Below are 23,366 nucleotides of genomic sequence, written 5' to 3'. Positions count from 1 at the left end.
CCCTGCACCGGGTTTCCCGGTGCGCCGCCGGCCCCGGGTGCGACCCCGGGTTCGACCCTCCCGACCCGCGGATGTTGCATTGTGCTGCTTCATGTTTGAAAATGTTTGATGTGATGGTCGAATACCGAGGGAGCGCCGCCGTGCACAAGACGGTGACCAAGCTGGCCGACGGCCGGGAACTGATCTACTTCGACACCGAGCCCGCCGTGCGCGACGTCGTCGACACGCGGCCGCTCGACCCGGCGGCGAGCGCCTCCGAGGTCCGGGTCGACCCGTTCACCGGGGACGCGGTCACCATCGCCGCACACCGGCAGGGCCGCATCTACCACCCGCCGGCCGACCAGTGCCCGCTGTGCCCGTCCCGGGACGGCAGGGCCGGTGAAGTACCCGCCCGGGACTACCAGGTGGCGGTGTTCGAGAACCGTTTCCCGTCCTTGGCCGGCTCCTCCGCCCAGCACGTCACCCCCTGGTCGGACGGCCCGTACACGCTCGCCCCCGGCACCGGACGGTGCGAGGTGGTCTGCTTCACCCCCGACCACGGCGCGTCCTTCGCCGACCTGACCGAACAGCAGGCCCGCCTCGTCCTGGACGTCTGGACCGACCGCACCGCCGAACTGCACACCCGCCCCGACGTCCGGCAGGTCTACTGCTTCGAGAACCGCGGCGCGGACATCGGCGTCACCCTCGGCCACCCGCACGGCCAGATCTACGCCCTCCCGTACGTCACCCCGCGCACCGCACAGGCCCTCGCCAAGGTCGCCGCCCACCGGGAGGCCACCGGCCGCAACCTGTACGACGACGTCCTCGCCGCCGAACGCGCCACCACCGGCCGGCCGGACTCCCGGGTCGTCCTGGCCGGCGAGCACTGGACGGCGTTCGTCCCGTTCGCCGCCCGCTGGCCCTACGAGGTGCACCTGTACCCGCACCGCCGGGTCGCCGACCTCACCGCCCTCGACGAGGCCGCCCGCGCCGAGTTCCCCCGGATCTACCTCGACCTGCTGCGCCGCTTCGACCGGCTGTTCCCCGCACCCGCCCCCTACATCTCCGCCTGGCACCAGGCGCCGCGCCCCGCAGAGGCCGAACTCGCCCTGCACCTGGAGCTGTTCACCATCCGGCGGACGGCCGACAAGCTCAAGTACCTGGCCGGCACCGAGTCCGGCATGGGCGCGTTCATGAACGACATCCGCCCCGAGACCGCCGCCCGCACCCTGCGCGAGCTGTAGGCCCCCTGGCCTCCTCAGCCGCGAAGCCCCGCCCGGGGAAGGGAAGTTCCCGGGCGGGGCTTCGTCGTTCCTGCTTCGTCGTTCCTGCGGCTTCGTTCGTGCGTCGTCGTTCCTGCCGCTTCGTTCCGCGTGCGCGCTCAGGCGATGCGGTGCGCGCCCTGCGAGGGGACGGCCGGGAAGACCTGCGGGTCGACGTACCCGGCCTCGGCGAACGCCGCGCGCACGGCCCGCTCGACGTCCGCCAGCCGGTCGGTGTCGACCAGGGCCAGCACCGAGCCGCCGAAGCCGCCGCCCATCATCCGCGCGCCCAGCGCGCCGGCCGCGTTCGCCGCCGACACCGCGAGGTCGGTCTCCGGGCAGGACACCCGGTAGTCGTCGCGCAGCGAGGCGTGCCCGGCCGTCAGCACCGGGCCGAGCGCCCGCGGCTCGCCCGCGTCCAGCAGCCGGATGGTGTCCAGCACCCGCTGGTCCTCCGTCACCACGTGCCGCAGCAGCGGCCGCAGTTCGGCCGGCAGCCGCTCCTCGGCCGCCGCCAGCTCCGCGATGCCGATGTCGCGCAGCGCCCGCACGCCCAGCAGCTCGGCGGCCCGCTCGCAGCCCGCCCGCAGCGCCGCGTACGCGCCGTCGCCGAGGTCGTGCTTGACCCGGGTGTCGATCACCAGCAGCGACAGGCCCACCGCGGGCAGGTCCAGCGGCACCTGGCGGCCGGCCAGCGTCCGGGTGTCGAGGAAGAACGCGTGGCCCGCGACGCAGCAGCTGGACGCCATCTGGTCGAGCGCGCCGCACGGCACGCCCACGAAGTCGTTCTCGGCGCGCTGTGCGAGCAGCGCCCGGGTCGGCGCGTCCAGGCCCAGGCCGAACAGCTCGTCCAGGGCGATCGCGGTGGCGCACTCCAGCGCCGCCGAGGAGGACAGGCCCGCGCCGGTCGGCACGTCCGAGGTGAACGCGAGGTCCGCTCCGCCCACCGGGTGGCCGGCCTGCGCCAGCGCCCAGAACACGCCCGCCGGGTACGCCGCCCAGCCCGGCGCCGCGCCCGGCGCGAGCCCGTCCAGGGCCAGCTCGGTGACCTTGCCGTCGCCCTGCGCGCTGGTCAGCCGGATCACGCCGTCGGTGCGGCGGCGGGCCGCCACCCGGGTGGTGTGCGGGAGCGCCGCCGGAAGTACGAACCCCTCGTTGTAGTCGGTGTGTTCACCGATCACGTTGATCCGCCCGGGCGCGGCCCACACGCCGTCGGGGGCGTCGCCGTAGGCGGCGATGAAGGCGTCGGCGGCGTCGGTGGTCATCGGGCACTCCAGCAGGCGAGGGATATTCAAGGCAGGGGATATCCAACATATTCAAACACACAGCACCAGAGCCGAACAGTGATCCGCCCGGTCGACTATGCTGACGGCTTCCCAGCACCCCCTTGTGCCCAGGCGGAGGATCCGAGTGACCGACGGCGTACTGCTCGCCGCCCAGCGACGGGCGCTGATCCTCGACCAGGTGCGCCGCGACGGAGCCGTCAAGGTCGCCGAACTCGTCGAGCGGCTCGGCGTGTCCGACATGACCGTCCGCCGCGACCTGGACGCCCTCGCCCGCACCGGAGCCGTCCGCAAGGTCCACGGCGGCGCGGTCGCCCGCACCGCCGCCGCCGAGGAGCCCGCCTTCGAGGCCAAGTCCGGCCTGGAGACCGACACCAAGGCCGCGCTCGCCGAAGCCGCCGCCGCGCAGGTCCAGCCCGGCAGCGTGGTCGCGATCTCGGCCGGCACCACCACCTACGCCGTCGCCGCCCGCCTGCTCGACGTCCCCGGCCTCACCGTCGTCACCAACTCCCTCCCCGTCGCCGAACTCCTGCGCACGCACACCGCCGAACGCGGCGAGGACGCCCCCGCGCTCCTGCTCACCGGCGGCGCGCCCACCCGCTCCGCCGCGCTGGTCGGCCCGCTCGCCGACCAGTCGATCCGCTCCCTGCACGTCGACCTGCTGATCATCGGCGCGCACGGCGTCAGCGACCGCGCGGGCCTCACCACCCCCAACCTCGCCGAGGCCCAGACCAACCGCGCCCTGATGGCCTCCGCCCACCGCACCGTCGCCGTCGCCGACCACACCAAGTGGGGCGTCGTCGGCCTCAGCAGCTTCGCGGCCCTCACCGACCTCGACTGCTTCATCACCGACCACGAGCTCCCCGCAGACGCCCGGGCGGCCCTTTCCGAGGCCTGCGGCGAACTCCTGCTCGTCTGAGCCCTATCCTTGGCCCCGCTTCACTCATGATCAGACACGTTTGGGGGGTCAATGGCCGGGACCGTCGTGGTGCGCGCGGAGCAGTCGGGGATCGGACGGGCGGGGACGTTCACCGTCCTGGTGGACGGGGAGCCGGTCGGCCGGGTGCGACAGGGCGACGTCGCCCGGTTCCCGGCCGCGGCCGGCACCCGCGAGGTGCGGGTCACCTCCAAGGACCGCACCAGATCCAATGCCCTGACGGTGCAGGTGGGCGAGGACAGCGACACCTCGATCACCGCCCGCAGCACCGGACTCGGCTACGCGCTGTTCCTCCCGGTCGTCGCCGGGTTCACCGTGCCCCCGATCTACGCGGTGACGACCGTCTTCCTGCTCGGCGCGGTCTTCTACCTGGCCCCCGGCCTGATGTTCCGCCTGCGGGCCGACCCGGAACCCCTCGCCGCGCTCCCCGCCCCGGCCGGCGCGGCCGAGGAGGGCGGCGGCAGCGGCCTGTGGTGGGAGTCGGATCCGGCGCTCGCCAAGCGCTTCCGCAAGGACGCCGACGCCTGACGCCCGGGGCTTCGGGGTCCTGACGTCCGGGGGTTCGGGGTCCTGACACCCCGGGCCTCCGATCCGCAGGGCCCGGCGACCACGAGGGCGACGTGGGTGACGTGGGCGAACTCCCGCGCCTCCCGGCCGGTTAGAGTCGGGCGGGAACGGCAACGGGGAGGCGCGCGGATGGACGTCGCGGTGTGGGCGGCGGTGCGGCGGCGGCCCGTGCGGTTCCTGGTGTCCGGGTGGCCGTGGCGGGTCTGGGCGTTGCTGCTGAGCGGCGCGGTGCAGGGCGTGCTGGTGCTGCTGATGCTGGTCGTCGGGTTGGTGGTGGGCGTCGCGTTGTCGGTGCTCGGCGTCGGGCTGCCGATCCTTGCCGCGACGGCGACGCTCGGCGTTCCGGTCGGCGCGGTGGAGCGTCGGCGGCTGCGGCTGGTCGAGCCGTCCCCGCTGCCCGATCCGCACCGGACGGTGGCGCGGCAGTGGCTTCGCGCGCGGCTGCGGGAGCGGGCGACCTGGCGTGAACTCGGGTACGTCGCCGTGCAGTCCACCGTCTTCGCCGCCGTCGGGCTGGCGTTCGCCGTGGTGCTCGGGTGCTCCCTGCTCCTGCTGGCCGCACCGGTGTTCATCTGGGCGGTGCAGCCGGACACCGTGATGCTGATCCCCGGGCGGCCGGTGTCCGGCCCGCTCGACGGGCTGGCGGCGAGTGCCCTCGGCCTGCTCGGGCTGGTGGTCGCCGGGTACAGCGGGGCGCTGGTGGCCGGCGCGCAAGTCCGCCTCGCCAGGCTGCTGTTGACCGTCCGGGACGAGGACCTCGGTGCGCAGGTGGTCGAACTCACCCGCTCCCGGGCCCGGTTGGCGGACGCGTTCGAGGCCGAGCGGCGACGGATCGAGCGCGACCTGCATGACGGCGCGCAGCAGCAACTCGTGGCGCTGGGCATGACGTTGGGCCTCGCCGAACTCGAACTGCGCGGCCAGGAAGGCCCCGCCGCCGAGCTCGTCGCCCGCGCCCGCGGCGAGGCCCGGCTCGCGCTCGACCAGCTGCGCACGCTGGTGCGCGGCATCCACCCGCAGGTCCTCACCGACCACGGACTCCCCGCCGCCGTCGCCGAGTTGGCGCTGCGGCACCCCGTGCCGGTGCTGGTCGAGATGGACCTGCCGCGACGGCTGCCCGGGCCGGTCGAGAGCGCCGCGTACTTCACCGTCACCGAGGCGCTCACCAACGCCGCCAAGCACAGCGACGCCGACGAGATCGCCGTTCACGGCGTGCTGGACGGTGACACACTGGTGCTGTCCGTCACCGACAACGGTCGCGGCGGCGCCGACCCCGCCACCGGCGCGGGCCTCCAGGGCCTCGCCGATCGGGTCGCCATCCTGAGAGGACGCCTGACCGTGACCAGCCCCACCGGCGGGCCGACCCGCCTGCGCCTGGAGGTGCCGTGCTCCGGATCGTGATCGCCGAGGACGCCGTGCTGCTCCGGGCCGGTCTCGCCGAACTCCTCACCCGGCTCGGTCACCGCGTCATCGCCTCCGTCGGCGACGCCGAGCAACTGATCCGGGCCGTCGACGAGGACCGCCCCGACGTGGTCGTCACCGACGTCCGGATGCCCCCCGAACACCGCGACGAGGGCCTGCGCGCCGCGCTCTACCTGCGCGAACGCCACCCCGGCCTGCCCGTCCTGGTCCTCTCCCAGTACGTCGCCACCGCCTACGCGACCCGCCTGCTCGGCGCGTCCACCGCCGACCGGGGCGGCCTCGGCTACCTGCTCAAGGACCGCGTCATGGACGTCGCCGACTTCACCGACGCCCTCGAACGCGTCGCCGCCGGGCAGACCGTCATCGACCCCGAAGTCGTCCGCATCCTGCTCGCCCACCGCACCGCCGACGACCCGCTGCGCCGCCTCACCCCCCGCGAACACGAAGTCCTCGCCCTGATGGCCGAAGGCTTCAACAACCAGACCATCGCCCACCGCCTCACCGTCACCGAAGCCTCCGTCGTCAAACACGCCGGCAACATCTTCATGAAGCTCGACCTCGACCCCACCGAGGGCAACCGCCGCGTCCTCGCCGTCCTCGCCTACCGCGACCACGCCACCGCCGACCCGTCCTGAGACAGGGCTTCGGACACCGAGGAGCCGGCCGCCACTCGGGCCCACACGGTCTTCGTCCCACGCCCGGTTCCCACGCCCCAGCCCACCGCCAACTCGGCCACCAGCCGCAGGCCCTGGCCGTCGCCACGAATCCCGGACGGGCGCAGCACGGGCGTCACGTCGGACCGGCCGTCGCGGACCTCGATCCGGCAGCCCCCGTCGGCCTCCTCAAGCCGAACGGGCACCGACTCCCCGATGCGGCAGGCGTGCCGGATCGCATTGGTGACCAGTTCCGAGCAGATCAGCACCACATCCGCTGCCCGGTCCGGATGCCAGCCCCAGGCCTGCAGGGCCTCGGCGACGCCGTGTCGGGCGAGCCGCACCGAGGCGGGCGTTGCCGCTAACGCCTGCTCCCACACCCGAAGCCCGTGCACCGTGGCGTCCATACCCGTTCCCTCCACTGTCGCGGATGCGCGGACCGACCCCGTCCGCCCGCTCAAGACAACCGCACTCGACCACGGGCAGTAAGGTGTTGGCTACTCTGGGCAGTTTGAGGCGTTTAACGAGTGGTCAGGGGTCGTGGTGGCGAGGCGGGTTCGGGTCAACGAGCGCCTTCGGGATGCCATCAAGGAGTCCCGGATGACCTACGACCGGCTGGCTCACGAGTTGGCGATCGTCGCTGGTCGGCACGGGGACGATGCCCGGCCGGGCAAGTCGCTCATCAGTCACTGGGTGCGCTACAGCGTCATCCCGTCGGGGAACATGCCGCTCCACCTGGCCGCTGTGCTGTCCGGTCGGCTGCGGCGGACCGTCACGGCGGCCGACCTGGGCCTGGCCGAGGAGGTGAGCGATCTCCGGGATTGGAGCTTGGATACGCTGAGCGTCCTTGCCGGTCTTCGACGAATCGACGTGGATGACGTGGACGTGGATCGCAGCACCGCACTACGGCTGATGAGTTACTCGCTCGGTGCGCTCGTCCTGCCCGGCGAGGGGTGGTGGGATTCGATGGCGAGGGCGGGCGCGGGGCGGGATGGGGCCGACGGGCGGCGGGTCGGGGTGGCGGACGTGGAGGCGGTCCGCGAAATGACGGGCCTGTTCTCGCAGGTCGATCAGCGGCGTGGTGGCGGCCATGCTCGAACCGCCGTCGCCCAGTATCTGACGAGTGACGTCACAAGGTTCCTGCAAGGCTCGTTCGGCTCGGCGGAGACGCGTCGCCGGATGATGTCGGCGGGAGCCGAACTCGCTTACGTCGCGGGGTGGATGGCGTTCGACAACGCCGATCACGCGGCGGCGCAGACGTACTTCGGGCTGGCCGTCCGGCTGGCCGCCGAGGCCGAGGACCCGGCGCTGGCCGGACACGTCCTGCGGGCGATGGCGCACCAGGCGCTCGACCTGGGGCATCCGAAGCAGGCGCTCGACCTCGCCGCCGCGTCGATCGGCGGGGACCGCTACGCCCGCGCCTGCCCGAGGGAGCGTGCGCTGCTCGGCGTGATCCACGCCCGAGGGCTGGCCGCGACCGGCCGGCACTCGGCGGCGACCGGTGCGCTGCTCCGGGCCCAACGGGACCTGGCCGCAGCCGAATCGGACGACGAGGAGCCGGCCCGGGTGTTCTTCTTCGCCGAAGCGAGCCTCGCGCACGAGACCGCCAACGCGCTGCGCGACATGGGTGATCTTGCGGGTGCGGAGAAGGAGTTCCGGCACAGCGTGGCGACCAGGAAGGCGACCGCGTTCGCTCGGACCTATGCCGTCACGCTGGGCTACCTGGGCGCCGTCCAGGTGCAGTTGAAGAATCTTGAGGAAGGGTGCGCGACGTGGACGGCCGCCCTGGACGCGATGGGGCCGGTCCGGTCGGGCCGGACCCGGAAGCTCGCGCAGCGGATGCGGACCGAACTGTCCCCGTTCCGGCAGCGGGGCATCCGCAGCATCGAGGCGGTCGACACCAGGGCGGCCGCGTACCTCGACGCCACCGCGTGAACCAACTGACCCTCAGGGGAGAGGAATTGAGCATGACCGATCGTGAGATGTTCGAGGTGGAGGCGCTCGGCCGGGTGGTCGGCGGCCGGGCCGAGCCCACCGATGACCACTGGGGCGGGACGCGTGCGGTGATCCGGCTCGACGGCAGCCGGTTCACGGCGGACGCGACCAAGGGGCTGGAGGACTTCTCGCACCTGGAGGTCGTCTTCCGCTTCCACCTCACCGACCCGGCCGACCTGAACCTCGGCGCCCGCCGCCCGCGCGACAACCCGGACTGGCCGGAGGTCGGCATCTTCGGCCACCGGAACATGCGCCGGCTCAACTGGCTCGGCGTCTCCCGCTGCCGGCTGTTGAAGGTCGACGGCCTGGACCTGCACGTCGAGGACCTCGACGCCGTCGACGGGACGCCCGTGCTCGATGTGAAGCCCTGGTTCGCCGAGTTCGGTCCGCGCGGGGAGGTCCGGCAGGCGCAGTGGAGCAGCGACATGCTGGGTGACTACTTCGCCCGGTGAGGCTCCCTCGCTGCGAGGAGGGCGTTGAGGTGGGCGGCGGAGGTGTCCCAGGTCCATTCCTGCTGGACCCAGTGGCGGCCGGTGCGGCCGAACTCCCGGGCGTGGGAGGGGTCTTCGAGGTAGGAGGAGACGGCGTCGGCGACGGCGGCGGGGTCGCGGCCGTCGACCACGGCTCCGGTGCGGTGGGGGAGGACGGCGTCCGGGGCGCCGCCTGATCGGCCTGCCACGACGGGGAGTTCGGTGGCGGACGCTTCGAGGTAGACGATGCCGAGGCCCTCTGCTTCCAGGCCTGCGCGGCGGGTGCGGCACGGCATGGCGAAGACGTCGGCCGCCGCGTAGAAGGAGGCGGTGGCGGCGTGCTCGTGGCCGCCCGCGAAGACGACCGCGCCCGGGGCGTGGCGTGCGGCCAGCCCGCGCAGGCGGGTCTCGTCGGGGCCCCGGCCGACCAGCAGCAGGGTGCCGCCCGGGACGCGGCGGCGGATCGCCGGGAGGGCGCGGATCAGCATGTCCTGGCCCTTGCGCGGTACCAGGCGGGCCACGCAGAGGATCAACGGTGCGTTCCCCAGGCCGAATTGCTCGCGAACGGCCCGGCGCGCGGTCGCCGAGGGGCGGAACAGCGACGGGTCGACGCCCGGGACCAGGCGGGAGAGGGTCGCTTGCGGGCCGAGCGCGGGGGCGATCCGGCGGCGGGTGTACTCGCCGAGGTAGGTGACCACGTCGCAGTGGGCGCCGATTCGTCGCAGCACGCTCCGGGCGCCGGGCGTCCGGGCCCACCAGATCTCGTGCCCGTGCGTGGTGGCGACCAGCCGCTGCACGCCGCCGTCGCGCCGCAGGGCCGGTGCCATCGCCGCGAGCGGCGCGGCTGCCCCGAACCACACCCGGTCGCAGCCGTGTGCCCGGGCGAGCTCGACCGCCCGCCGGGTCACCCTGCGGGTGGGCAGCAGGAGACGCGACGGGTCGCGGACCACCGGGAACGGCAGCGTCGCGTCGAACGCGGCCGCGCCCGGTTCGGCGGAGGTGTAGACGACCACGTCATGGTCCGGGACCCGGACGGCCATCGCGTGGACGAAGGTCTCGATGCCGCCCTGCCGGGGTGGGAAGTCGTTGGTGACGATGAGGGTGGTGGCCATGGTGCGCCTCGCAGTTCGGGTGATGGTCAGGGGGGGGAGGGGTGGCCGCGTCCGGTCGGCGGCCAGGCGGGTGAGGGCGGCCAGGGGCGCGGGCAGTGCCGGGTAGCAGGAGCGGCCGGCCGGTGCGGGCAGGAACGCCAAGGCCGGCCCGACCGCGAGACGGTGGACGGTCAGGTGGCCAGTGCGGCGGCGGGTCGGGGGGCCGTGGGGCTGGGGTGGCCGACGGTCGCCGGTGGCCGCGTCCGGTCGGCGAGCAGGCGGGTGAAGACGGCCAGGAACGCGGGCAGCGCCAGATAGCCGAAGCGGCCGGCCGGTGCGAGCAGGAACGCCAGGGCCAGCCCGACCGCGAGGCGGTCGGCCGCCGCGACCGCGTCCAGGGGCGGGCGTCGGACCAGCGACACCGCGACCGCGGCCCCGCCGAACAGCAGCAGGGCGAGGGCCAACCACCAGCCACCGGGGACGAGTTGGGTGAGCAGGCGGCCCGGGAGCGGGCTCGCGGCAGGCGTCTTCCACTCGCCGAGGCCGAGCGGGAACGCGAACACCTGACGCAGCATCGGCCCGGGCGCCAGCACCATCCAGGGGGCGATCAGCGCGGTCGCCACCGTCACCGCGACCCCGGCGCACCGCCACGCCGCCCGCCGACCGGCCACCGCCGCCAGCAACGCCACCGCCACCGGAACGGCCGGCCACGCCGTCCACTTGATGGCACACGCCACCGCCAGCGCCAGCCCGGCCCCACCCGCCTGCCGCCGCGAGGCGAGCGCGAGCGCCAGACACAGCAGCCCGGTCATCGGCAGATCGACCCCGCTCACCGCCAACGGCAAGGCCACCACCGGCGAGGCCACCAGCGCCAGGGCGCACGACGCCTGCGACCGGGTGCGGTGCGGTGCGGAGCGTCCGCCCCGGCGCAGCACCCGCCAGGTGCCGCCCGCCGTCGCCAGGAACGTCGCCGCGCACCACAGGCGGGGGTCGCCCAGGGCGGCGTGCGGGCCGAGCAGGGCGCGGGGCAGGCCGAAGGCGGCCATGGCCGGGAGATAGGGAGTGAGCTCCAGGACGGAGGCGGGGGAGGCGAGGTACGGGGAGCCGTGGGTCAGCAGCGAGGCGCCGGCGCGGCCGATGACGGTGACCTCGCTCTGGCCCTCGCCGGTCAGGACGGCGTGGGCGAGCGGGAGCAGCCCGGACGCGACCAGCGCGACGAGGGCGGAGAGCAGCCGGCCGTTGCGGTGCCACGAGAGGGCCGCGGCGAGCAGGTAGCCGAACGCGGCGACGACGCCCCAGTCGCGGTGCGGCCCGAGCGGCGAGAGCAGCGGAAACGCGGCCGCCCAGCCGGCGCAGAGCAGCCAGCCGGCGGGCCACAACCAGCGCTGGTGGGAGAGGAGTTGAAGGGGAGTGGTGGACACCCGTCCAGTCCAGTCGGCGGGGAGGCCGACGTCAGCGGGCCCAGGTCGAGACCTGGTGGTCGACTTTTCCCTACCCCGGGCCGGGTGCCACCACCCGCCCCTGGTCTGTACCACTGGACGGTGGGCGGGGAGTCCGCGCACACTGGCCCGCATGACGCTCCGACCGCCCGCCGGCCTGGAACTGCACGACCTGGACGTCCCGGACCCGGGGTTGCTGCCGTTCGCCGCCGGCAGCTTCGACTCCATCGGGCCACTGTCCAGGGCGGACTTCCCGCATCGGCACTCGTTCTACGAAATGATCTACGTGACCAAGGGGAGCGGGACACACGTCGTCGACCTCGCGGAGTACCGGATCGAGCCGCCGGCACTGTACGTGGTGCTGCCGGGGCAGGTGCACCACTGGGCGCGGGCGCGCCAACTCGACGGCTGGGTACTGCTGTTCAACGAGGACTTCCTGCACCGCCACCCGGAGGACCTCGCCCTGCTGCGCGCCCTGGCCGGCACCGCGGTGTCCCGGCCGTCGCGCCAGGGGCACGGCGAACTCTCCCGGCTGCTCACGGAGTTGACCGCCGAGTACCAGGCCGGCCTGGACGGCGGGCTGGGCGTGCTGCAGGCGCTGCTGCACGTGCTGCTGGTGCGGGCGCTGCGGGCAGCCCGGCAGGGCGAGGGCGGGGAGGCGGCGGCCGCGCCGCGTCCGGCGGTGCATCCGCTGGTGGACCGGTTCGCCCGACTGATCGCCGAGGCCGACCGCGCCGACCGCTCGGTGCTCGCGTTGGCCCGCGAACTCGGCGTCTCCGCAGGCTACTTGCACGAGGTGGTGAAGGAGGCCACCGGCCGCACCCCGGCCCGGCTGATCCGCGAGCAGCAGACCCTGGAGGCCAAACGCCTGCTCGCCACCACGGACATGACGATCCGTCAGGTGGCCGTGGCGGCCGGATTCTCCGATCCGGCGTACTTCTGCCGCTTCTTCCGCCGCGAAGTCGGCCGCACCCCGGGGCAGTTCCGTGAGCGCGTGGGATGAAGGGGCGGAGCGTCAACGGCGGGTAAAGCTCGGCTGAGGAATGCACCACGTCCGGCGGCCCCCGTCCATCGACGGCCCGCCCGGCAGGGCCTAGCGTCTGAGGAACCCCACAGCGCGCCGCACGGGGGCACCCGACCTCTCCAGGTGTCATGTCCCAACCACGGGATCCGGGCGTGCGGCGTCCGACGAAGCAGCCGAACGGAGAGCCATGTCCACCCCCCACAACCCCCTGGGCGACCGGCAGATCAGCCGGAAGAGTCTGCTCAAGGCCGCCGCCCTGGCCGGCGCCGTCCCGGTGCTGATCGGCGGCGGGACCGCCCTGGCCCGCGACACCGCCGCGGCCGGCGGCACGTCCGTCCCGCTCACGCCGGACTGCCACGACGGCGACGCGCCCACCGGCGCGCAGATCGAAGGCCCCTACTTCAAGCCCGGCTCCCCGCTGCGCACCAACCTGGTCACCCCGGGCACCCAGGGCACTCCGCTGACCGTCAGCGGCTACGTGTTCGGCCGCAACTGCGCGCCCATCTCCGGTGCGCTGCTGGACTTCTGGCAGGCCGACACCAACGGCAACTACGACAACAGCGGCTACACCTTCCGCGGCCACCAGTTCAGCGACGCCAACGGCGCGTACACGCTGACCACGATCATCCCGGGCCTCTACCCGGGCCGCACCCGGCACATCCACGTCAAGGTGCAGGCCCCCGGGCAGTCGATCCTGACCACGCAGCTGTACTTCCCGAACGAGCCGCGCAACGCCACCGACTCGATCTTCGACCCGAAGCTGGTGATGACGGTCCGCCAGGTCGGCAACGGCAGCCAGGCGAGCTTCGACTTCGTGCTCAACGTCAACGGCACGCCGAAGCCGAGCAGCAGCCCGACCGGCAACTCGCCCAGCCCGAGCCCGAGTTCCTCCCCGGGCGGCACCACCACCTGGCAGGCCGGCACCAGCTACAAGGCCGGCGACCAGGTCACCTACAACGGCGTCACTTACGTCTGCATCCAGGCGCACACCGCCTTCGCCGGCTGGGAGCCCCCGAACGTTCCCGCCCTCTGGTCCCGCCGCTGACCGCGCCCACCCCCACGCGGCGCGGCCAGCGGCGCCACTCGCCCGACGGCGGGCTCCGGCCCGCCGGACGGTGACGAGCCATCCGAAGCGGCGGCACGGCCCCACACCCGGGAGGGGAAAACCGGAGGTGCGGCCGTCAACCGTCAAGCGCCGTGGCGGCCCGAGCGCGGGGTGCCCGGGCCGCCACGGCGCACCACCGTCGGGACGCCGGGCGACACCGCCCGGAACTCTCGGCGCTTCCCACCCGAAGCAACCCAGTGCCTCCCTCCCCGACCCCCGTAGGCTCGGCCCATGACCGAGCCCCAGCACCTGGTGGTCACCACCACCCACGACGACGAGGACGCCGCCCGCGCCCTCGCCGCCACCCTGGTCTCCGAGCGCCTCGCCGCCTGCGCCCAGGTCCACGCCGTCCGCTCCGTGTACTGGTGGGACGGCGAGGTCCAGGACACCGCCGAATGGCGCGTCGACCTCAAGACCAGAGCCTCCCTCGCGGAACAACTCGCCGACCGGATCGTCGAGTTGCACCCGTACGACACCCCGGAGGTGATCGCGGTGCCGATCACCTCCGGGGCGTCCGGCTACCTGGCCTGGCTGGGCGCGGAGACCGCGGCCCGATAGATCGCTCGCGGCCCGACAAACCACTCGCAGCCCGCACGGCCGCTCGCCTACGCTCCGGACGCAGACCGCCCACCGAGGAGCCGCGCCGTGTCAAGGCCTCCGACGACCAGCGGCGGGTGCAGGCCCGGACGGCGGACCGACAGGCCGTCGTTCATCGCTAGAATCCCGAACGCCCGTGCGAGCAGTGCGGGCGTTCGGCATGTTCGGCAAGCGGCGGGTGTACAGATGCGGCGATGGGGCAAGCTCGGCAAGGCGGCGGTGATCCTGGGGGTCTTCGGTGTGCTGCTGACGGCCGGCGGGATCGGGTACGGGATTCACCTCGGGCCCCGGCGGGTGGTGATCTCCTCCGGATCGATGCGGCCCACCTACCCGGCCGGTACGGCCGTCGTGGTGACCGCCGTCGAGCCGGAGCAGGTCCGGCGCGGGGACGTGGTGATCCTGCGCTACCCCGTCGCGCCCGACGAGCCGGCCATCTCCGCCCTGAAGCGGGTGATCGCCGTCGGCGGCGACCACGTCTCCCAGTGCGGCGACCAGCCCGTGCAGCTGAACGGCGCGCCGCTCGACGAGCCGTACCTGCGGGGCGGGGGAGTCAACGGCTACCGCTGCTTCGACACCACCGTTCCCGACGGCGAGATGTTCGTGCTGGGCGACTGGCGCGCGAACTCGATCGACTCCCGGATGTGGGGCCCGATCCCGCTGGCCGCGGTGGAGTCCCGCGACCGGCCCGGCACCGCCCGGACCGTGGGGGTGATCGGCGCGGTGGGCCTGCTCGGCCTGCTGCTGATGGCGGCGGCCGGCGTCGGCACCTACCTCGCCATGGAGTCCTTCGCGGGCCGCCTGCACGACTCCGAGGGAGCGTTCAACTTCGCGCACTCCGCCACCACGCTGGGCACCGGCCGCGACGGCGAATACTTCGTCGTCGTCCCCGGCAGCGGCACCGGGGCCCTGGCCGGCATCACCGGCACCGGCGGCATCGTGATCGACGAGGACGGCACCCACCGCATCCACCTCGACTACCAACTCCCGTAGCCGCAAAAGCCGGTGACGGCCGGTGACGGCCGCCACCGGCCGGTCGCGGCGGTCACGACGGGCGGGACCAGTTCGCCTCCACCCGTCGCCGTTCCTCCTCCACCAGGCCGCGCACCACGTCCGTGACCGTCCGGTGCGAGATCTCGGCGAAGCCCTGGAGCCACTCCGCGAGCTCCGTCGGCAGCTCCACCTGCACCCGCCGCTCGCCCTTCGGCATCCCGCTACGCCTCCTGCCGGGCCTTCGCCGCCCAGTCGCACACCACGGGGACGCACTTCTCGGCGAAGTACTCGTAGTCCGCGGCCGTGTTGTACACGTGCGTGGACAGTCGGAAGTACCCCGTCCCGCCGAAGCTGGTGAACGCCGACTCGACGCCGAACTCCGTTGCCAGCCGGTCCCGCAGGGCGTCCGCCTCCAGCCTGGTCCGGCCCAGCCCGGCCGGCAGCCGGACCAGCCGCAGCGCGTTGACCGGCATGCCGACCTCGGCCGCGGCCGGCTCGCCGGTCGCCGCGGTGAACGACTCGCCGATCAACTCCTCGGCGTAGTCGGCGAGTTCGGTCATGTACTGGCGGGCCTCCGGCCAACCCCACTGGTCGGCGACGAAGTCGAGCGCGGTCGGCGCGGCCAGGTAGCTGGTGGCGTCCACCGTGCCCTGGGTGTCGAAACGGGTCGGGAACGGCTCCTCCGCACCCCAGGAGTCGATCAACGGGTAGAGCGTGTGCCGGAGTTCGCCCCGGGCGACGAGCGCGGCGGTGCCGCGCGGCGCGCAGCCGAACTTGTGCAGGTTGCCGACCCAGGCGTCGCAGTCCAGGCCCGCCCGCGGATCCTCCAGCAGGGCCGGGACGTGCGCGGCGTCCACCAGCAGCGGGATGCCGCGCTCGCGGGCGACCGGGCCGATCAGGTCGATCGGGAGGCGGCGCGCGGTGGCGGAGGTGATCTGGTCCAGCACGATCAGCGCCGTCCGGTCGCCGAGTTGCTCCAGGATCGCGGCCGCGGCCTCCTCCGGCCCCGCCGCCAGCGGCACGTGCGCGGTGCGGACCGTGCCGCCCCAGCGCCGGGCCAGCCGGGCCGCGCCCATGGTGACCGCCCCGTACCCGTGGTCGGTGACCAGCACCTCGCCGCCCGGCCGGTGCGGCAGGCTGTTGTACACGGCGCTCGCGCCCGCGCTGGCGTTCGGCACCAGTGCCGTGAACTCGGCCGGGACGCGCAGGAATTCGGCGATCGCGGCCCGTGCCCGGGCGACCCGGCGGGGGAGCTCCGGGAACCACACCACCGGGGCGCGCTCCATCTCCTCCCGCAGATCCTGCTGGGCGCGCTGCGCGGCCAGCGGCACCGCCCCGAACGAGCCGTGGTTGAGATGCCGCATCGATGTGTCCAGCGACCAGCCGGCGGCGGCCGGCCGCCCGTCCTGGAGCAGCAGCGGCTTGGGGGCGACGACGGTTGTCACAGTCCCTCTTCCTTCTCAGGTCCGGCCGCCCGCGCCCTGACCGGGGGCGGCCTGCTGCCCGATCCTGACACAGCCACCCACCGGCCCTCGCGGGCGGGCCCGGTGGCCCGTTCGGGTGGCTTCCCGTTGCGCCGTCCGGATGCGGCCGAGCGGGTGCCGCATCCTGGTCGCACCCCGACCCGCCCCGTCCCACGGGTGGGCCGCCGCACGAGAACGAGGATCCCCGCATGTTCCAGAAGTCCCGCCCGCCGGCCATCCCCGCCCCGCGCCGCCCGCTCGGCACCGCGCGCCCGACCGCCCGCACCCCGCGGCCGCCGCGCACCCGCCGCGAACGCTGACCGCCGCGAACGCGGACCGCCGGGCACCCCGCCAACCGGGCACCCCGCCGACCGGGCACCCCGCCGACCGGGCACCCCGCCAACCGGGCACCCCGGCGACCGAGCACCCCGCCAACCGGGCACCCCGCCGACCGGACACTCCATCGACTGGACACCCCACTGACCGGCCCGTCTCGGCCGACCGTCTCCTGCGGCCGGGGGACGGGCCACCAATGTGCGTGTCAGGAAGCGGAGTTGATCCGGGCCGGGTCGACGGTCCAGTGATTGGTCCGCAGCACCCGCCCGGCGAACTCCGTGTCGCGCTCCCCGAGCAGCTCGAACCCCAGCGCCCGGCACAGCCCGTTCGACGCCCCGTTGCCCGTCCCCGGGAACGCGTGCACCAGGCCCCAACGCCCGTCCCGGCCGGCCGATTCGAGCACCTTGCGCACCGCCCGCTTGGCCAGCCCGAGGCCCTGGAACTCCGGCAGCACCATCCATCCGATCTCGGAGATCGGCACCCCGTCCTCCTCGTGCGGCCACAGCGTCACCGTCCCCGCGACGGTCTCCGGCGGAGCGCCGTCCGGCACGATCATCCGGACCCACCAGTCGTCCGCCGCGGTCCGCTCCGCATCGAGCCGAACCTTCTCCGCCATGCCTTCGACCGGCTGCGGCCCGCCCAACTCGGCCATCATCACCGGGTCGCAGCGCATCCGGAGGTACGCCTCGACGTCGCCCGGCCCGACATCCCGCAGTCGCATCCCGATCGCCCCTCTCCTGTCTGCCTGCAGCTAAGAAACGTACCGGCGGGTTCCGACGCTCCGTACAGTCCGGACACATGACGACGGTCACCACCCGCACAGTCCGCTACCCCGCCGACGGCCTCACCATGGTCGGCCACCTCGCGCTGCCCGCCGGCAGCGGCCGGCGGCCCGCCGTGCTGATCGGCCCCGAAGGGCCCGGGATCAGCGAGTTCCAGCGCCGCCGGGCCGAGGCCCTCGCCGAACTCGGCTACGTGGCACTGCTGTTCGACATCAACGGCGGCGAGTGGTTCAGCGACCCGCAGCAGATGCTGGACCGGGCCCTCCCGCTGCTCGCCGCCCCCGAGCGGATGCGCGAGATCGGCCGTGCCGCCCTCGACGTCCTGCGCGCCGAACCCCGCACCGACCCCGACCGGATCGCCGCCGTCGGCTACGGCACCGGCGGCGCCATCGCTCTCGAACTCGGCCGCGCCGGCGTCCCGTTGCGCGCCATCGCCACCGTCAACGGCCTCGTCACCGGCCGCCCCGGCGAAGCCGCCAACATCCACTGCCCGGTCTGGGCCGGCGTCGGTTCCGAGGACCCGATCATGCCCGCCGAGCGCCGCGAGGAGTTCACCGCCGAGATGCAGTCCGCCGGCGTCGACTGGCGCCTCACCGTCTACGGCGGTGCCGAACACGCCTTCCACCACCCCACCGCGGGCCTCACCGTCCTCCCCGGTGTCGCCCACCACCCCCGCCAGGCCGCCCGCGCCTGGCACGACGTCGTCGCCCTGCTCACCGAGTGCGTCCCCGTCGCCGGGGGCTCATGACCGAGGGCTCATGACCGTTTGAAGAACCGCAGGTAGCACGCCAGGAACACCAGCACGATCCCGACGTTCAGCATCAACCGGGGCCAGAAGTGCCCCCGGAAGAACGCCACATCCAGCCCGACGATCAGCGCCACCATCGCCAGCACGTACAGCACCTGGCCCAGCTGTCTTCCCATGCTTCCTTTGTACTGCGCCCGCCCGCGCGGGTCACCGGGGGAGCGCCGGGGATCAGGGGCGGACGGCGCCCATGTACGGCATGACGTCGATGGGGACGATCTCGATGTTCTTGCCGGTGCGCGGGGCGTGCAGGAGCTTGCCGTTGCCGATGTAGATGCCGACGTGGTGCAGGTCGTTGTAGTAGAAGAGCAGGTCGCCGGGCTGGATGTCGGACTTGGCGATGCGCTTGCCGGCGTTCCACTGGTCCTGGGAGACGCGGGGGAGGCCGACGCCGCCGGCGCGGAAGGCGGCCTGGGTGAGGCCGGAGCAGTCGAAGGAGTTCGGGCCGGTGGCGCCCCAGCCGTAGGGCTTGCCGAGTTGGGCGTAGGCGAAGTCGAGGATCGCCTTGACCTGGCCGGTGGCGGGGCCGGTGTAGGGCTGGGGGCGGGACGAACTGCGGGACGCGGCCGGCTCGTTGTCGGCGAGGACGCGGGCCCGGTCGGCGGCCTTGAGGCCGTTCAGGACGTTGGTCGCCTCGGCCAGCTTGGCCTTGACCTCGGTCTTCTTGGCGGAGACCGCGGCGCGGGTCTGCTCCAACTCGGCGAGTTTGGCGGCGGTTTCGGTCCGCTGCTGGTCGATGGACTGCTGCAGCCGCAGTGCGCTGCGCAGTGCCTCGGCCTGCTGGCCGCCGGCCAGGTCCTGGAGGCCGGCCTGCCGCAGGTAGTCGTCGGGGGAGGAGCTGAGCATCAGCTGCACGCTCGGGTCGATCCCGCCGCTGCGGTACTGCTCGGCGGCCAACGCGCCCAGGGTGTCCTGGAGTTGCAGGATCTTCCCCTGCTGGTCGGCCAGCCGTTCCTGCAACTTCCGGGCCTGGTCCTGGAGTTGGCCTGCCTGCTCGTCCATCTTGTTGTACTGCTCGGTGGCCGCCTCGGCGTCCTCGTAGAGGTTGTCGACCTTCGCCTTGACCTGGTCGAGGTTGCCGGTGGCGGGTTCGGCCCAGGCCGCGGTGGAGGGCAGCAGGACGGCCGCGCCGGCGGCCGCGCCGAGGACGGCGGTCCGGGTGCGTCCGGCGGGGCGGGGGCGGCGGTGCGTTCCCATCGCTGCGTCTCACTTCTCGATCGGGGCACCCGCCGTCCGGGCGATCACTACGAGACAACTTAGTAGTTCAGTAGAACGACCGGCAAGCCACCCCCCGCCCACTACGATGAGCCGGACGACAACGGAACGAGGAACGGAACGGCAGTGCGCAGACTCGGCGACCTGGAGGCGGAGATCATGGACCGCCTGTGGACCTGGGGCCGCCCCGCCACCGTCCGCGAGATCGTCGACGACCTCAACCGGTCCCGGCCGCTCGCCTACACCACCGTGATGACGGTCGCCGACATCCTGCACCGCAAGGGCATGCTGCGCCGCGAGAAGTCCGGCCGGGCCTGGAGCTACCGGCCCGCCTGCACCCGCGAGGCGTACAGCGCCGCCCTGATGCGCGACGTCCTCGGCGAGAGCCCCAACCCCACCGGCGCCCTCGCCCACCTCGTCGAACAGCTCACCCCCGCCGAACTCGACGCCCTGCGCGCCGCCCTCGACTCCGTCGACCGCGAGCAGACCGAGCAGGCCGATCAGACCGATCAGACCGATCAGGCCGAGCCGACCGGCAGCGGCGAGCAGGCCGCCGACCGCGAACGGGCCGGCAGCGGCAAACGGACCGGCAACGGCGAACCGGGGAGCCCGCGGTGACCGCCGCGCTCGCCCTGCTCGGCTACGCGCTGCTGGTCGGCGTCCTCGCCCCGCTGCCGCTGGCCCGGGCGCACTGGACGCACCGCGCGCCCCGGCTGGCCGTCGCGCTCTGGCAGGGCCTCGCGCTGTCCTTCGTCACGGCGCTGGTGCTGGCCGTCCACCACCTCGCCGTGCCGGGCGGACACCTGCACCTCGGGCTGGCCGGCCTGATGCACCTGTGCGGCGTCGACCACCCCGACGGGCAGGCCCTGGACGGCGGTTGGCGACTGCTGGCACCCGTCGCGACCGCGCTCTGGCCGCTCGGCCGGTACGCCGCCGTCCTCGCCCGCGCGGCCCGGCACCGCCGACGCCACCGGCAGCTGCTCGACCTGGTCGCCGCCCGCGACCCGGAGCTCGGCGCGCACGTCCTCGACCACGACACCCCCGCCGCGTACTGCCTGCCCGGCCGCCGCTCCCGGATCGTGCTCACCCGCGGCGCGCTCGACCTGCTGACGCCCCCGCAACTGGCCGCCGTGCTCGCCCACGAACGCGCCCACGTCACCGGCCGCCACCACCTCGCCCGCACCGCCGCGGACGCCTTCGCCGCCGCGTTCCCGTTCCTGCCGCTGGCCCGGCTGGCCGCCCGGGAGACCCCGCTGCTGCTGGAGATGGCCGCCGACGACCGCGCGGTGCGCCGACACCCGCGCACCGCGCTCGCCGCCGCCATGTACCGGGTGGCCGGCGGGCAGGTCCCGCAGGCCGCGTTCGCCGCCGCCGGCACCGCCGCCGTGCTGCGCGTCCGCCGGCTGCTCGCCCCCGCCGCCGCCCCGCACCCCGCGCTGCGCGCCGCCGCCGTCCTCGCCGCAGCCGCCGCCCCCGTCCTGCCGCTGCTATTCACCTGCGGCCCGGTGCTGCCCTGAACCCGCGCCCGCCCCGCAACGCGCCACACCGCCCGCCCCGCAACGCGCCACACCGCCCGCCCCAAAACGCGCCACACCGCCCGCCCCAAAACGCGCCGCGCCGCCCGCCCCGCGACGCGCCGCACCGCCCGCCGGGGGCGGACCCGGACGGGCGGTGCGGCGCGTTGCGGCGCGGCGGCGACGACGGCCTACATCGGCTTCGGCTTGATCATCGCGAACGGCGCTCCCTGCGGGTCCGTGACCACCGTCATCCGGCCCGCGACCATGTCGAACGGCGGGGCCAGCACGGTGCCGCCGGCGCGCACCAGGGCGTCCACGGTGGAGTCCACGTCGTCCACCGAGAAGTACGTCAGCCAGTGCGCGGGCGTGCCGGGCGGGTCGTTGGCCAGCAGCGTGACACCGCCGACGTCACGGCCGCCGACCTTCAGCGACCAGTAGTTGTCCGCGCCCTCCATCGGCTCGATGTCGGCGCCGAACGCGTCGCCGTAGAAGGCGGTGGCCGCCGGGACGTCACTGGTGTGCAGCTCGTTCCAGGTCACCGCGCCGGGCTCGTTGACCACCTTGGCGCCGAAGAACTCGCCCGGCTGCCAGACGCCGAACACCGCGCCCTGCGGGTCGGACGCGATCAGCATCCGGCCCAGCTTGCCGACGTCCATCACCGGCGCCAGCAGCGTGCCGCCCGCCGCGACGATCGCGTCCTGGGTGGCCTGCGCGTCGGTGGTGGCCAGGTAGCTGGTCCACACGGTCGGCGGCTCCGGCATGCCTTCGGGGGCCATCGCCGGGCCGATGCCGGCGACTGCCTTGCCGTCCAGCTCGCAGACCGCGTACCCGCCGAACTCGGCCGGGCCGCGCTTGCCCTGCCAGCCGAACAGGTCGCGGTAGAAGTCCAGCGCCGCCTGCTGGTCCTTCGCCATCAGATCGACCCAGCACGGCGTGCCGGTCGCGTACGGTGTGGTGACTTCGGGCATTTCTCGCTCTTTCCGGTGAGGCGATCCGGTGTACCCCCGACAGTCACCCTCGCGGCCCGCCCCGCGATCCGCCACCGGACGTGCGCCGACGGCGGCCGGGCCGCGCACCCGGCCGGCCGTCCAAGGTATGGACCAAGTCGAGTGCTGTCGGGCGTCGTCGCTACGGTGGGACAGTCGCTGACGGACCGTCACTTCCGGAGGGCTGCGCCATGACGCTCACCACCTGCTCCCACTCCGCCACGCCCGCCGACGGCCGTACGACACCCGGGCCCGCGGCGCCGTGCGACGAGGTCACCGGCCAACTGCTGCGCACCCTCGCGGCGGCCCGGCCCGGCGGACGCATCCTGGAACTGGGCACCGGCACCGGCGTCTCCGCCGGTTGGCTGCTGGAGGGGATGGACGCGGACGCGACCCTGCTCAGCGTCGAACAGGACCCGGTGGTGGCGGCGGTCGCGGCCGCGCACCTGGGCGCGGACCCGCGGCTGGAGCTGGTGGTCGGCGACGGCGGCGAACTGATCGACGCGCTGGCCGGCCGCCGCTTCGACCTGATCTTCGCGGACACCCGGCCCGGCACGTTCCACCACCTCGACCGGACGCTCGACCTGCTCGCCACCGGCGGCCAGTACCTGGTCGACGACCTGCTCCCGCAGCGGAACTGGCCCACCGACCACGCCCGCGCCGTCCGCACGCTGATCGACCGGCTCACCACCGACCCCCGCCTGCACACCACCTACCTGGACTGCTCCACCGGCCTGCTGCTCGCCACCCGCCGCCGATAGCTACCAGGGGCCGGTGGGCCGTATGGGGGAGTGCGGGCGTGGGGGCGGGGGACGCCGATCGTGCCGGTGCCTACGGTGGCGGGCATGTGGCACGACATGTTCCAGGCAGGGATCTCGTACAGCGAGAAGACGCTGCGCACCGTGCTGGTCTACCTGGCGCTGCTCGTGCTGCTGCGGCTGATCGGCAAACGCGGCCTCGCGCAGCTGAACACCTTCGACCTGGTGGTCATGCTGCTGCTGTCGAACGTGGTGCAGAACGCGGTGATCGGCAACGACAACTCGCTGGTCGGCGGCCTGTACGGGGCGCTGGTGCTGCTGCTCACCGACTGGGTGCTGGTGCGGCAGGCCGCCCGCTGGGACTGGTTCAACCGGCTGCTGGACGGCACGCCGACGGTGCTCGGCCGGGACGGCGCGTACGACCGGCGGGAGGTCGCCCGGCAGGGCATCCGGGTGCCGGACCTGGACGTGGCGATCCGCCACCAGGGCGGCGACTCCGTCGAGGAGACCTCGCTGATCGTGCTGGAACCCGGCGGCACCCTGCTGGTGCGGCTGAAGGACGGCGACCAGGTCGCCGACAAGAACGACGTGGCGGCGCTCAGGGCCGTGCTGGCCGCCATCGAGGCGCGGCTGCCCGCCGCCGGATGACCGTTCTGTCACGATTTGGGGTGTCCTGACGCAGACATTGACGAA

25 protein-coding genes and 1 pseudogene are annotated in these 23,366 nt (G+C 73.9%); 16 read left to right on the top strand and 10 right to left on the bottom strand.

The features are described from left to right. Positions 1-140 precede the first annotated feature (140 nt). The gene (galT, locus tag ACFV4P_RS09255; RefSeq protein WP_380468993.1) at positions 141-1,223 is read left to right on the top strand and encodes a galactose-1-phosphate uridylyltransferase; all 1,083 of its coding nucleotides are present in this window, start codon (positions 141-143) and stop codon (positions 1,221-1,223) included. A 137-nt stretch (positions 1,224-1,360) separates the two neighbouring features. Here galT and galK read toward each other — a convergent pair whose 3' ends face one another. After that, positions 1,361-2,506, bottom strand: a complete 1,146-nt coding sequence (galK, locus tag ACFV4P_RS09250) for a galactokinase (protein ID WP_380468991.1) — start codon at positions 2,504-2,506, stop codon at positions 1,361-1,363. Positions 2,507-2,651: 145 nt separating this feature from the next. Here galK and ACFV4P_RS09245 point away from each other — a divergent pair, with 145 nt between their 5' ends. The 4 genes from ACFV4P_RS09245 to ACFV4P_RS09230 all read left to right on the top strand — a co-directional run bounded on the left by ACFV4P_RS09245 (position 2,652) and on the right by ACFV4P_RS09230 (position 6,082). Beyond that, the gene (locus ACFV4P_RS09245) at positions 2,652-3,443 is read left to right on the top strand and encodes a DeoR/GlpR family DNA-binding transcription regulator (RefSeq protein ID WP_073809337.1); all 792 of its coding nucleotides are present in this window, start codon (positions 2,652-2,654) and stop codon (positions 3,441-3,443) included. 51 nt (positions 3,444-3,494) lie between these two features. Beyond that, positions 3,495-3,989: a hypothetical protein gene (locus ACFV4P_RS09240; RefSeq protein WP_380468989.1), complete on the top strand. Its 495-nt coding sequence runs from the start codon at positions 3,495-3,497 to the stop codon at positions 3,987-3,989. 168 nt (positions 3,990-4,157) lie between these two features. After that, positions 4,158-5,426 (top strand): sensor histidine kinase, encoded by a 1,269-nt coding sequence (locus ACFV4P_RS09235; RefSeq protein ID WP_380468987.1) that lies wholly within the window; start codon positions 4,158-4,160, stop codon positions 5,424-5,426. Beyond that, positions 5,411-6,082 carry a response regulator gene (locus ACFV4P_RS09230; protein ID WP_380468985.1) on the top strand — a complete coding sequence of 224 codons (672 nt, stop codon included), beginning with the start codon at positions 5,411-5,413 and terminating at the stop codon, positions 6,080-6,082. The genes ACFV4P_RS09235 and ACFV4P_RS09230 overlap by 16 nt, the downstream gene beginning before the upstream one ends. Here ACFV4P_RS09230 and ACFV4P_RS09225 read toward each other — a convergent pair. Beyond that, complete coding sequence (locus tag ACFV4P_RS09225) at positions 6,049-6,507, bottom strand: ATP-binding protein (protein ID WP_380468981.1); 459 nt, start codon at positions 6,505-6,507, stop codon at positions 6,049-6,051. The genes ACFV4P_RS09230 and ACFV4P_RS09225 overlap by 34 nt on opposite strands. 193 nt (positions 6,508-6,700) lie before the next feature. Here ACFV4P_RS09225 and ACFV4P_RS09220 point away from each other — a divergent pair, with 193 nt between their 5' ends. Beyond that, positions 6,701-8,035 carry a Tat pathway signal protein gene (locus tag ACFV4P_RS09220; protein WP_380468979.1) on the top strand — a complete coding sequence of 445 codons (1,335 nt, stop codon included), beginning with the start codon at positions 6,701-6,703 and terminating at the stop codon, positions 8,033-8,035. Positions 8,036-8,067: 32 nt separating this feature from the next. Beyond that, the gene (locus tag ACFV4P_RS09215) at positions 8,068-8,547 is read left to right on the top strand and encodes a TrmO family methyltransferase (RefSeq protein WP_380468977.1); all 480 of its coding nucleotides are present in this window, start codon (positions 8,068-8,070) and stop codon (positions 8,545-8,547) included. On the opposite strand, the gene ACFV4P_RS09210 is transcribed toward ACFV4P_RS09215, so the two are convergent. Both ACFV4P_RS09210 and ACFV4P_RS09205 read right to left on the bottom strand, forming a co-directional pair. Beyond that, positions 8,532-9,677 (bottom strand): glycosyltransferase family 4 protein, encoded by a 1,146-nt coding sequence (locus tag ACFV4P_RS09210; RefSeq protein WP_380468975.1) that lies wholly within the window; start codon positions 9,675-9,677, stop codon positions 8,532-8,534. The genes ACFV4P_RS09215 and ACFV4P_RS09210 overlap by 16 nt on opposite strands. A gap of 170 nt (positions 9,678-9,847) precedes the next feature. After that, entirely contained in the window at positions 9,848-11,077 is a 1,230-nt protein-coding gene (locus tag ACFV4P_RS09205; protein WP_380468973.1) for a glycosyltransferase 87 family protein, read from the bottom strand. Positions 11,078-11,228: 151 nt separating this feature from the next. Here ACFV4P_RS09205 and ACFV4P_RS09200 point away from each other — a divergent pair, with 151 nt between their 5' ends. From ACFV4P_RS09200 to lepB, 4 genes are all read left to right on the top strand, one after another. Next, a complete protein-coding gene (locus tag ACFV4P_RS09200) occupies positions 11,229-12,098 on the top strand; it encodes a helix-turn-helix domain-containing protein (protein ID WP_073809326.1) in 870 nt (289 codons plus the stop codon). A gap of 208 nt (positions 12,099-12,306) precedes the next feature. Then, complete coding sequence (locus ACFV4P_RS09195) at positions 12,307-13,164, top strand: carbohydrate-binding protein (protein ID WP_380468970.1); 858 nt, start codon at positions 12,307-12,309, stop codon at positions 13,162-13,164. A gap of 291 nt (positions 13,165-13,455) precedes the next feature. Continuing rightward, positions 13,456-13,782 (top strand): divalent-cation tolerance protein CutA, encoded by a 327-nt coding sequence (gene cutA / locus ACFV4P_RS09190; protein ID WP_380468967.1) that lies wholly within the window; start codon positions 13,456-13,458, stop codon positions 13,780-13,782. A 225-nt stretch (positions 13,783-14,007) separates the two neighbouring features. Then, on the top strand, positions 14,008-14,811 hold the full coding sequence (gene lepB / locus ACFV4P_RS09185; RefSeq protein WP_380468965.1) for a signal peptidase I: 804 nt from the start codon (positions 14,008-14,010) through the stop codon (positions 14,809-14,811). Positions 14,812-14,863: 52 nt separating this feature from the next. On the opposite strand, the gene ACFV4P_RS09180 is transcribed toward lepB, so the two are convergent. The 3 genes from ACFV4P_RS09180 to ACFV4P_RS09170 form a co-directional block, all read right to left on the bottom strand. Then, positions 14,864-15,028, bottom strand: a complete 165-nt coding sequence (locus ACFV4P_RS09180; RefSeq protein WP_380468963.1) for a hypothetical protein — start codon at positions 15,026-15,028, stop codon at positions 14,864-14,866. 4 nt (positions 15,029-15,032) lie between these two features. Next, positions 15,033-16,256, bottom strand: a complete 1,224-nt coding sequence (locus tag ACFV4P_RS09175; protein ID WP_380468961.1) for an aminotransferase class V-fold PLP-dependent enzyme — start codon at positions 16,254-16,256, stop codon at positions 15,033-15,035. A 559-nt stretch (positions 16,257-16,815) separates the two neighbouring features. After that, the gene (locus ACFV4P_RS09170) at positions 16,816-17,331 is read right to left on the bottom strand and encodes a GNAT family N-acetyltransferase (RefSeq protein ID WP_380468959.1); all 516 of its coding nucleotides are present in this window, start codon (positions 17,329-17,331) and stop codon (positions 16,816-16,818) included. A 77-nt stretch (positions 17,332-17,408) separates the two neighbouring features. On the opposite strand from ACFV4P_RS09170, the gene ACFV4P_RS09165 reads away from it, so the two are divergent. After that, complete coding sequence (locus ACFV4P_RS09165; protein WP_380468957.1) at positions 17,409-18,140, top strand: dienelactone hydrolase family protein; 732 nt, start codon at positions 17,409-17,411, stop codon at positions 18,138-18,140. Between the two features lie 8 nt (positions 18,141-18,148). Here the strand turns inward: ACFV4P_RS09165 and ACFV4P_RS09160 are convergent, their stop codons facing one another. Then, positions 18,149-18,316, bottom strand: coding sequence for a hypothetical protein (locus tag ACFV4P_RS09160; RefSeq protein ID WP_198953243.1), 168 nt, complete (start codon positions 18,314-18,316; stop codon positions 18,149-18,151). 52 nt (positions 18,317-18,368) lie between these two features. Next, positions 18,369-19,394, bottom strand: coding sequence for an NlpC/P60 family protein (locus tag ACFV4P_RS09155; RefSeq protein WP_380468955.1), 1,026 nt, complete (start codon positions 19,392-19,394; stop codon positions 18,369-18,371). Between the two features lie 144 nt (positions 19,395-19,538). On the opposite strand from ACFV4P_RS09155, the pseudogene ACFV4P_RS09150 reads away from it, so the two are divergent. Further along, positions 19,539-19,898, top strand: a pseudogene (locus ACFV4P_RS09150) (BlaI/MecI/CopY family transcriptional regulator); the annotation flags it as partial. A gap of 128 nt (positions 19,899-20,026) precedes the next feature. Beyond that, positions 20,027-20,929, top strand: coding sequence for a M56 family metallopeptidase (locus ACFV4P_RS09145; protein WP_380468953.1), 903 nt, complete (start codon positions 20,027-20,029; stop codon positions 20,927-20,929). A 188-nt stretch (positions 20,930-21,117) separates the two neighbouring features. On the opposite strand, the gene ACFV4P_RS09140 is transcribed toward ACFV4P_RS09145, so the two are convergent. Then, positions 21,118-21,897: a VOC family protein gene (locus ACFV4P_RS09140; RefSeq protein WP_073809304.1), complete on the bottom strand. Its 780-nt coding sequence runs from the start codon at positions 21,895-21,897 to the stop codon at positions 21,118-21,120. 209 nt (positions 21,898-22,106) lie between these two features. Here ACFV4P_RS09140 and ACFV4P_RS09135 point away from each other — a divergent pair, with 209 nt between their 5' ends. Next, a complete protein-coding gene (locus ACFV4P_RS09135; RefSeq protein ID WP_380468950.1) occupies positions 22,107-22,676 on the top strand; it encodes an O-methyltransferase in 570 nt (189 codons plus the stop codon). 84 nt (positions 22,677-22,760) lie between these two features. Next, entirely contained in the window at positions 22,761-23,321 is a 561-nt protein-coding gene (locus ACFV4P_RS09130) for a DUF421 domain-containing protein (protein WP_380468947.1), read from the top strand. Positions 23,322-23,366: the final 45 nt, after the last annotated feature.

The organism is Kitasatospora sp. NPDC059795 (assembly GCF_042732175.1).
Taxonomy (GTDB): Bacteria; Actinomycetota; Actinomycetes; order Streptomycetales; family Streptomycetaceae; genus Kitasatospora.
The sequence above is the reverse complement of the archived record's forward strand: the minus strand, read 5'-3'. Positions and strand labels throughout refer to the sequence as shown.

Bases quoted from the DNA above. Each gene is read 5' to 3' on its own strand.
- galK (WP_380468991.1), bottom strand. From the start codon at position 2,506: ATGACCACCGACGCCGCCGACGCCTTCATCGCCGCCTACGGCGACGCC.
- ACFV4P_RS09240 (WP_380468989.1), top strand. From the start codon at position 3,495: ATGGCCGGGACCGTCGTGGTGCGCGCGGAGCAGTCGGGGATCGGACGG.
- ACFV4P_RS09235 (WP_380468987.1), top strand. From the start codon at position 4,158: ATGGACGTCGCGGTGTGGGCGGCGGTGCGGCGGCGGCCCGTGCGGTTC.
- ACFV4P_RS09225 (WP_380468981.1), bottom strand. From the start codon at position 6,507: ATGGACGCCACGGTGCACGGGCTTCGGGTGTGGGAGCAGGCGTTAGCG.
- ACFV4P_RS09220 (WP_380468979.1), top strand. From the start codon at position 6,701: ATGACCTACGACCGGCTGGCTCACGAGTTGGCGATCGTCGCTGGTCGG.
- ACFV4P_RS09215 (WP_380468977.1), top strand. From the start codon at position 8,068: ATGACCGATCGTGAGATGTTCGAGGTGGAGGCGCTCGGCCGGGTGGTC.
- ACFV4P_RS09210 (WP_380468975.1), bottom strand. From the start codon at position 9,677: ATGGCCACCACCCTCATCGTCACCAACGACTTCCCACCCCGGCAGGGC.
- ACFV4P_RS09200 (WP_073809326.1), top strand. From the start codon at position 11,229: ATGACGCTCCGACCGCCCGCCGGCCTGGAACTGCACGACCTGGACGTC.
- ACFV4P_RS09195 (WP_380468970.1), top strand. From the start codon at position 12,307: ATGTCCACCCCCCACAACCCCCTGGGCGACCGGCAGATCAGCCGGAAG.
- cutA (WP_380468967.1), top strand. From the start codon at position 13,456: ATGACCGAGCCCCAGCACCTGGTGGTCACCACCACCCACGACGACGAG.
- lepB (WP_380468965.1), top strand. From the start codon at position 14,008: ATGCGGCGATGGGGCAAGCTCGGCAAGGCGGCGGTGATCCTGGGGGTC.
- ACFV4P_RS09180 (WP_380468963.1), bottom strand. From the start codon at position 15,028: ATGCCGAAGGGCGAGCGGCGGGTGCAGGTGGAGCTGCCGACGGAGCTC.
- ACFV4P_RS09170 (WP_380468959.1), bottom strand. From the start codon at position 17,331: ATGCGACTGCGGGATGTCGGGCCGGGCGACGTCGAGGCGTACCTCCGG.
- ACFV4P_RS09165 (WP_380468957.1), top strand. From the start codon at position 17,409: ATGACGACGGTCACCACCCGCACAGTCCGCTACCCCGCCGACGGCCTC.
- ACFV4P_RS09160 (WP_198953243.1), bottom strand. From the start codon at position 18,316: ATGGGAAGACAGCTGGGCCAGGTGCTGTACGTGCTGGCGATGGTGGCG.
- ACFV4P_RS09155 (WP_380468955.1), bottom strand. From the start codon at position 19,394: ATGGGAACGCACCGCCGCCCCCGCCCCGCCGGACGCACCCGGACCGCC.
- ACFV4P_RS09140 (WP_073809304.1), bottom strand. From the start codon at position 21,897: ATGCCCGAAGTCACCACACCGTACGCGACCGGCACGCCGTGCTGGGTC.
- ACFV4P_RS09135 (WP_380468950.1), top strand. From the start codon at position 22,107: ATGACGCTCACCACCTGCTCCCACTCCGCCACGCCCGCCGACGGCCGT.
- ACFV4P_RS09130 (WP_380468947.1), top strand. From the start codon at position 22,761: ATGTGGCACGACATGTTCCAGGCAGGGATCTCGTACAGCGAGAAGACG.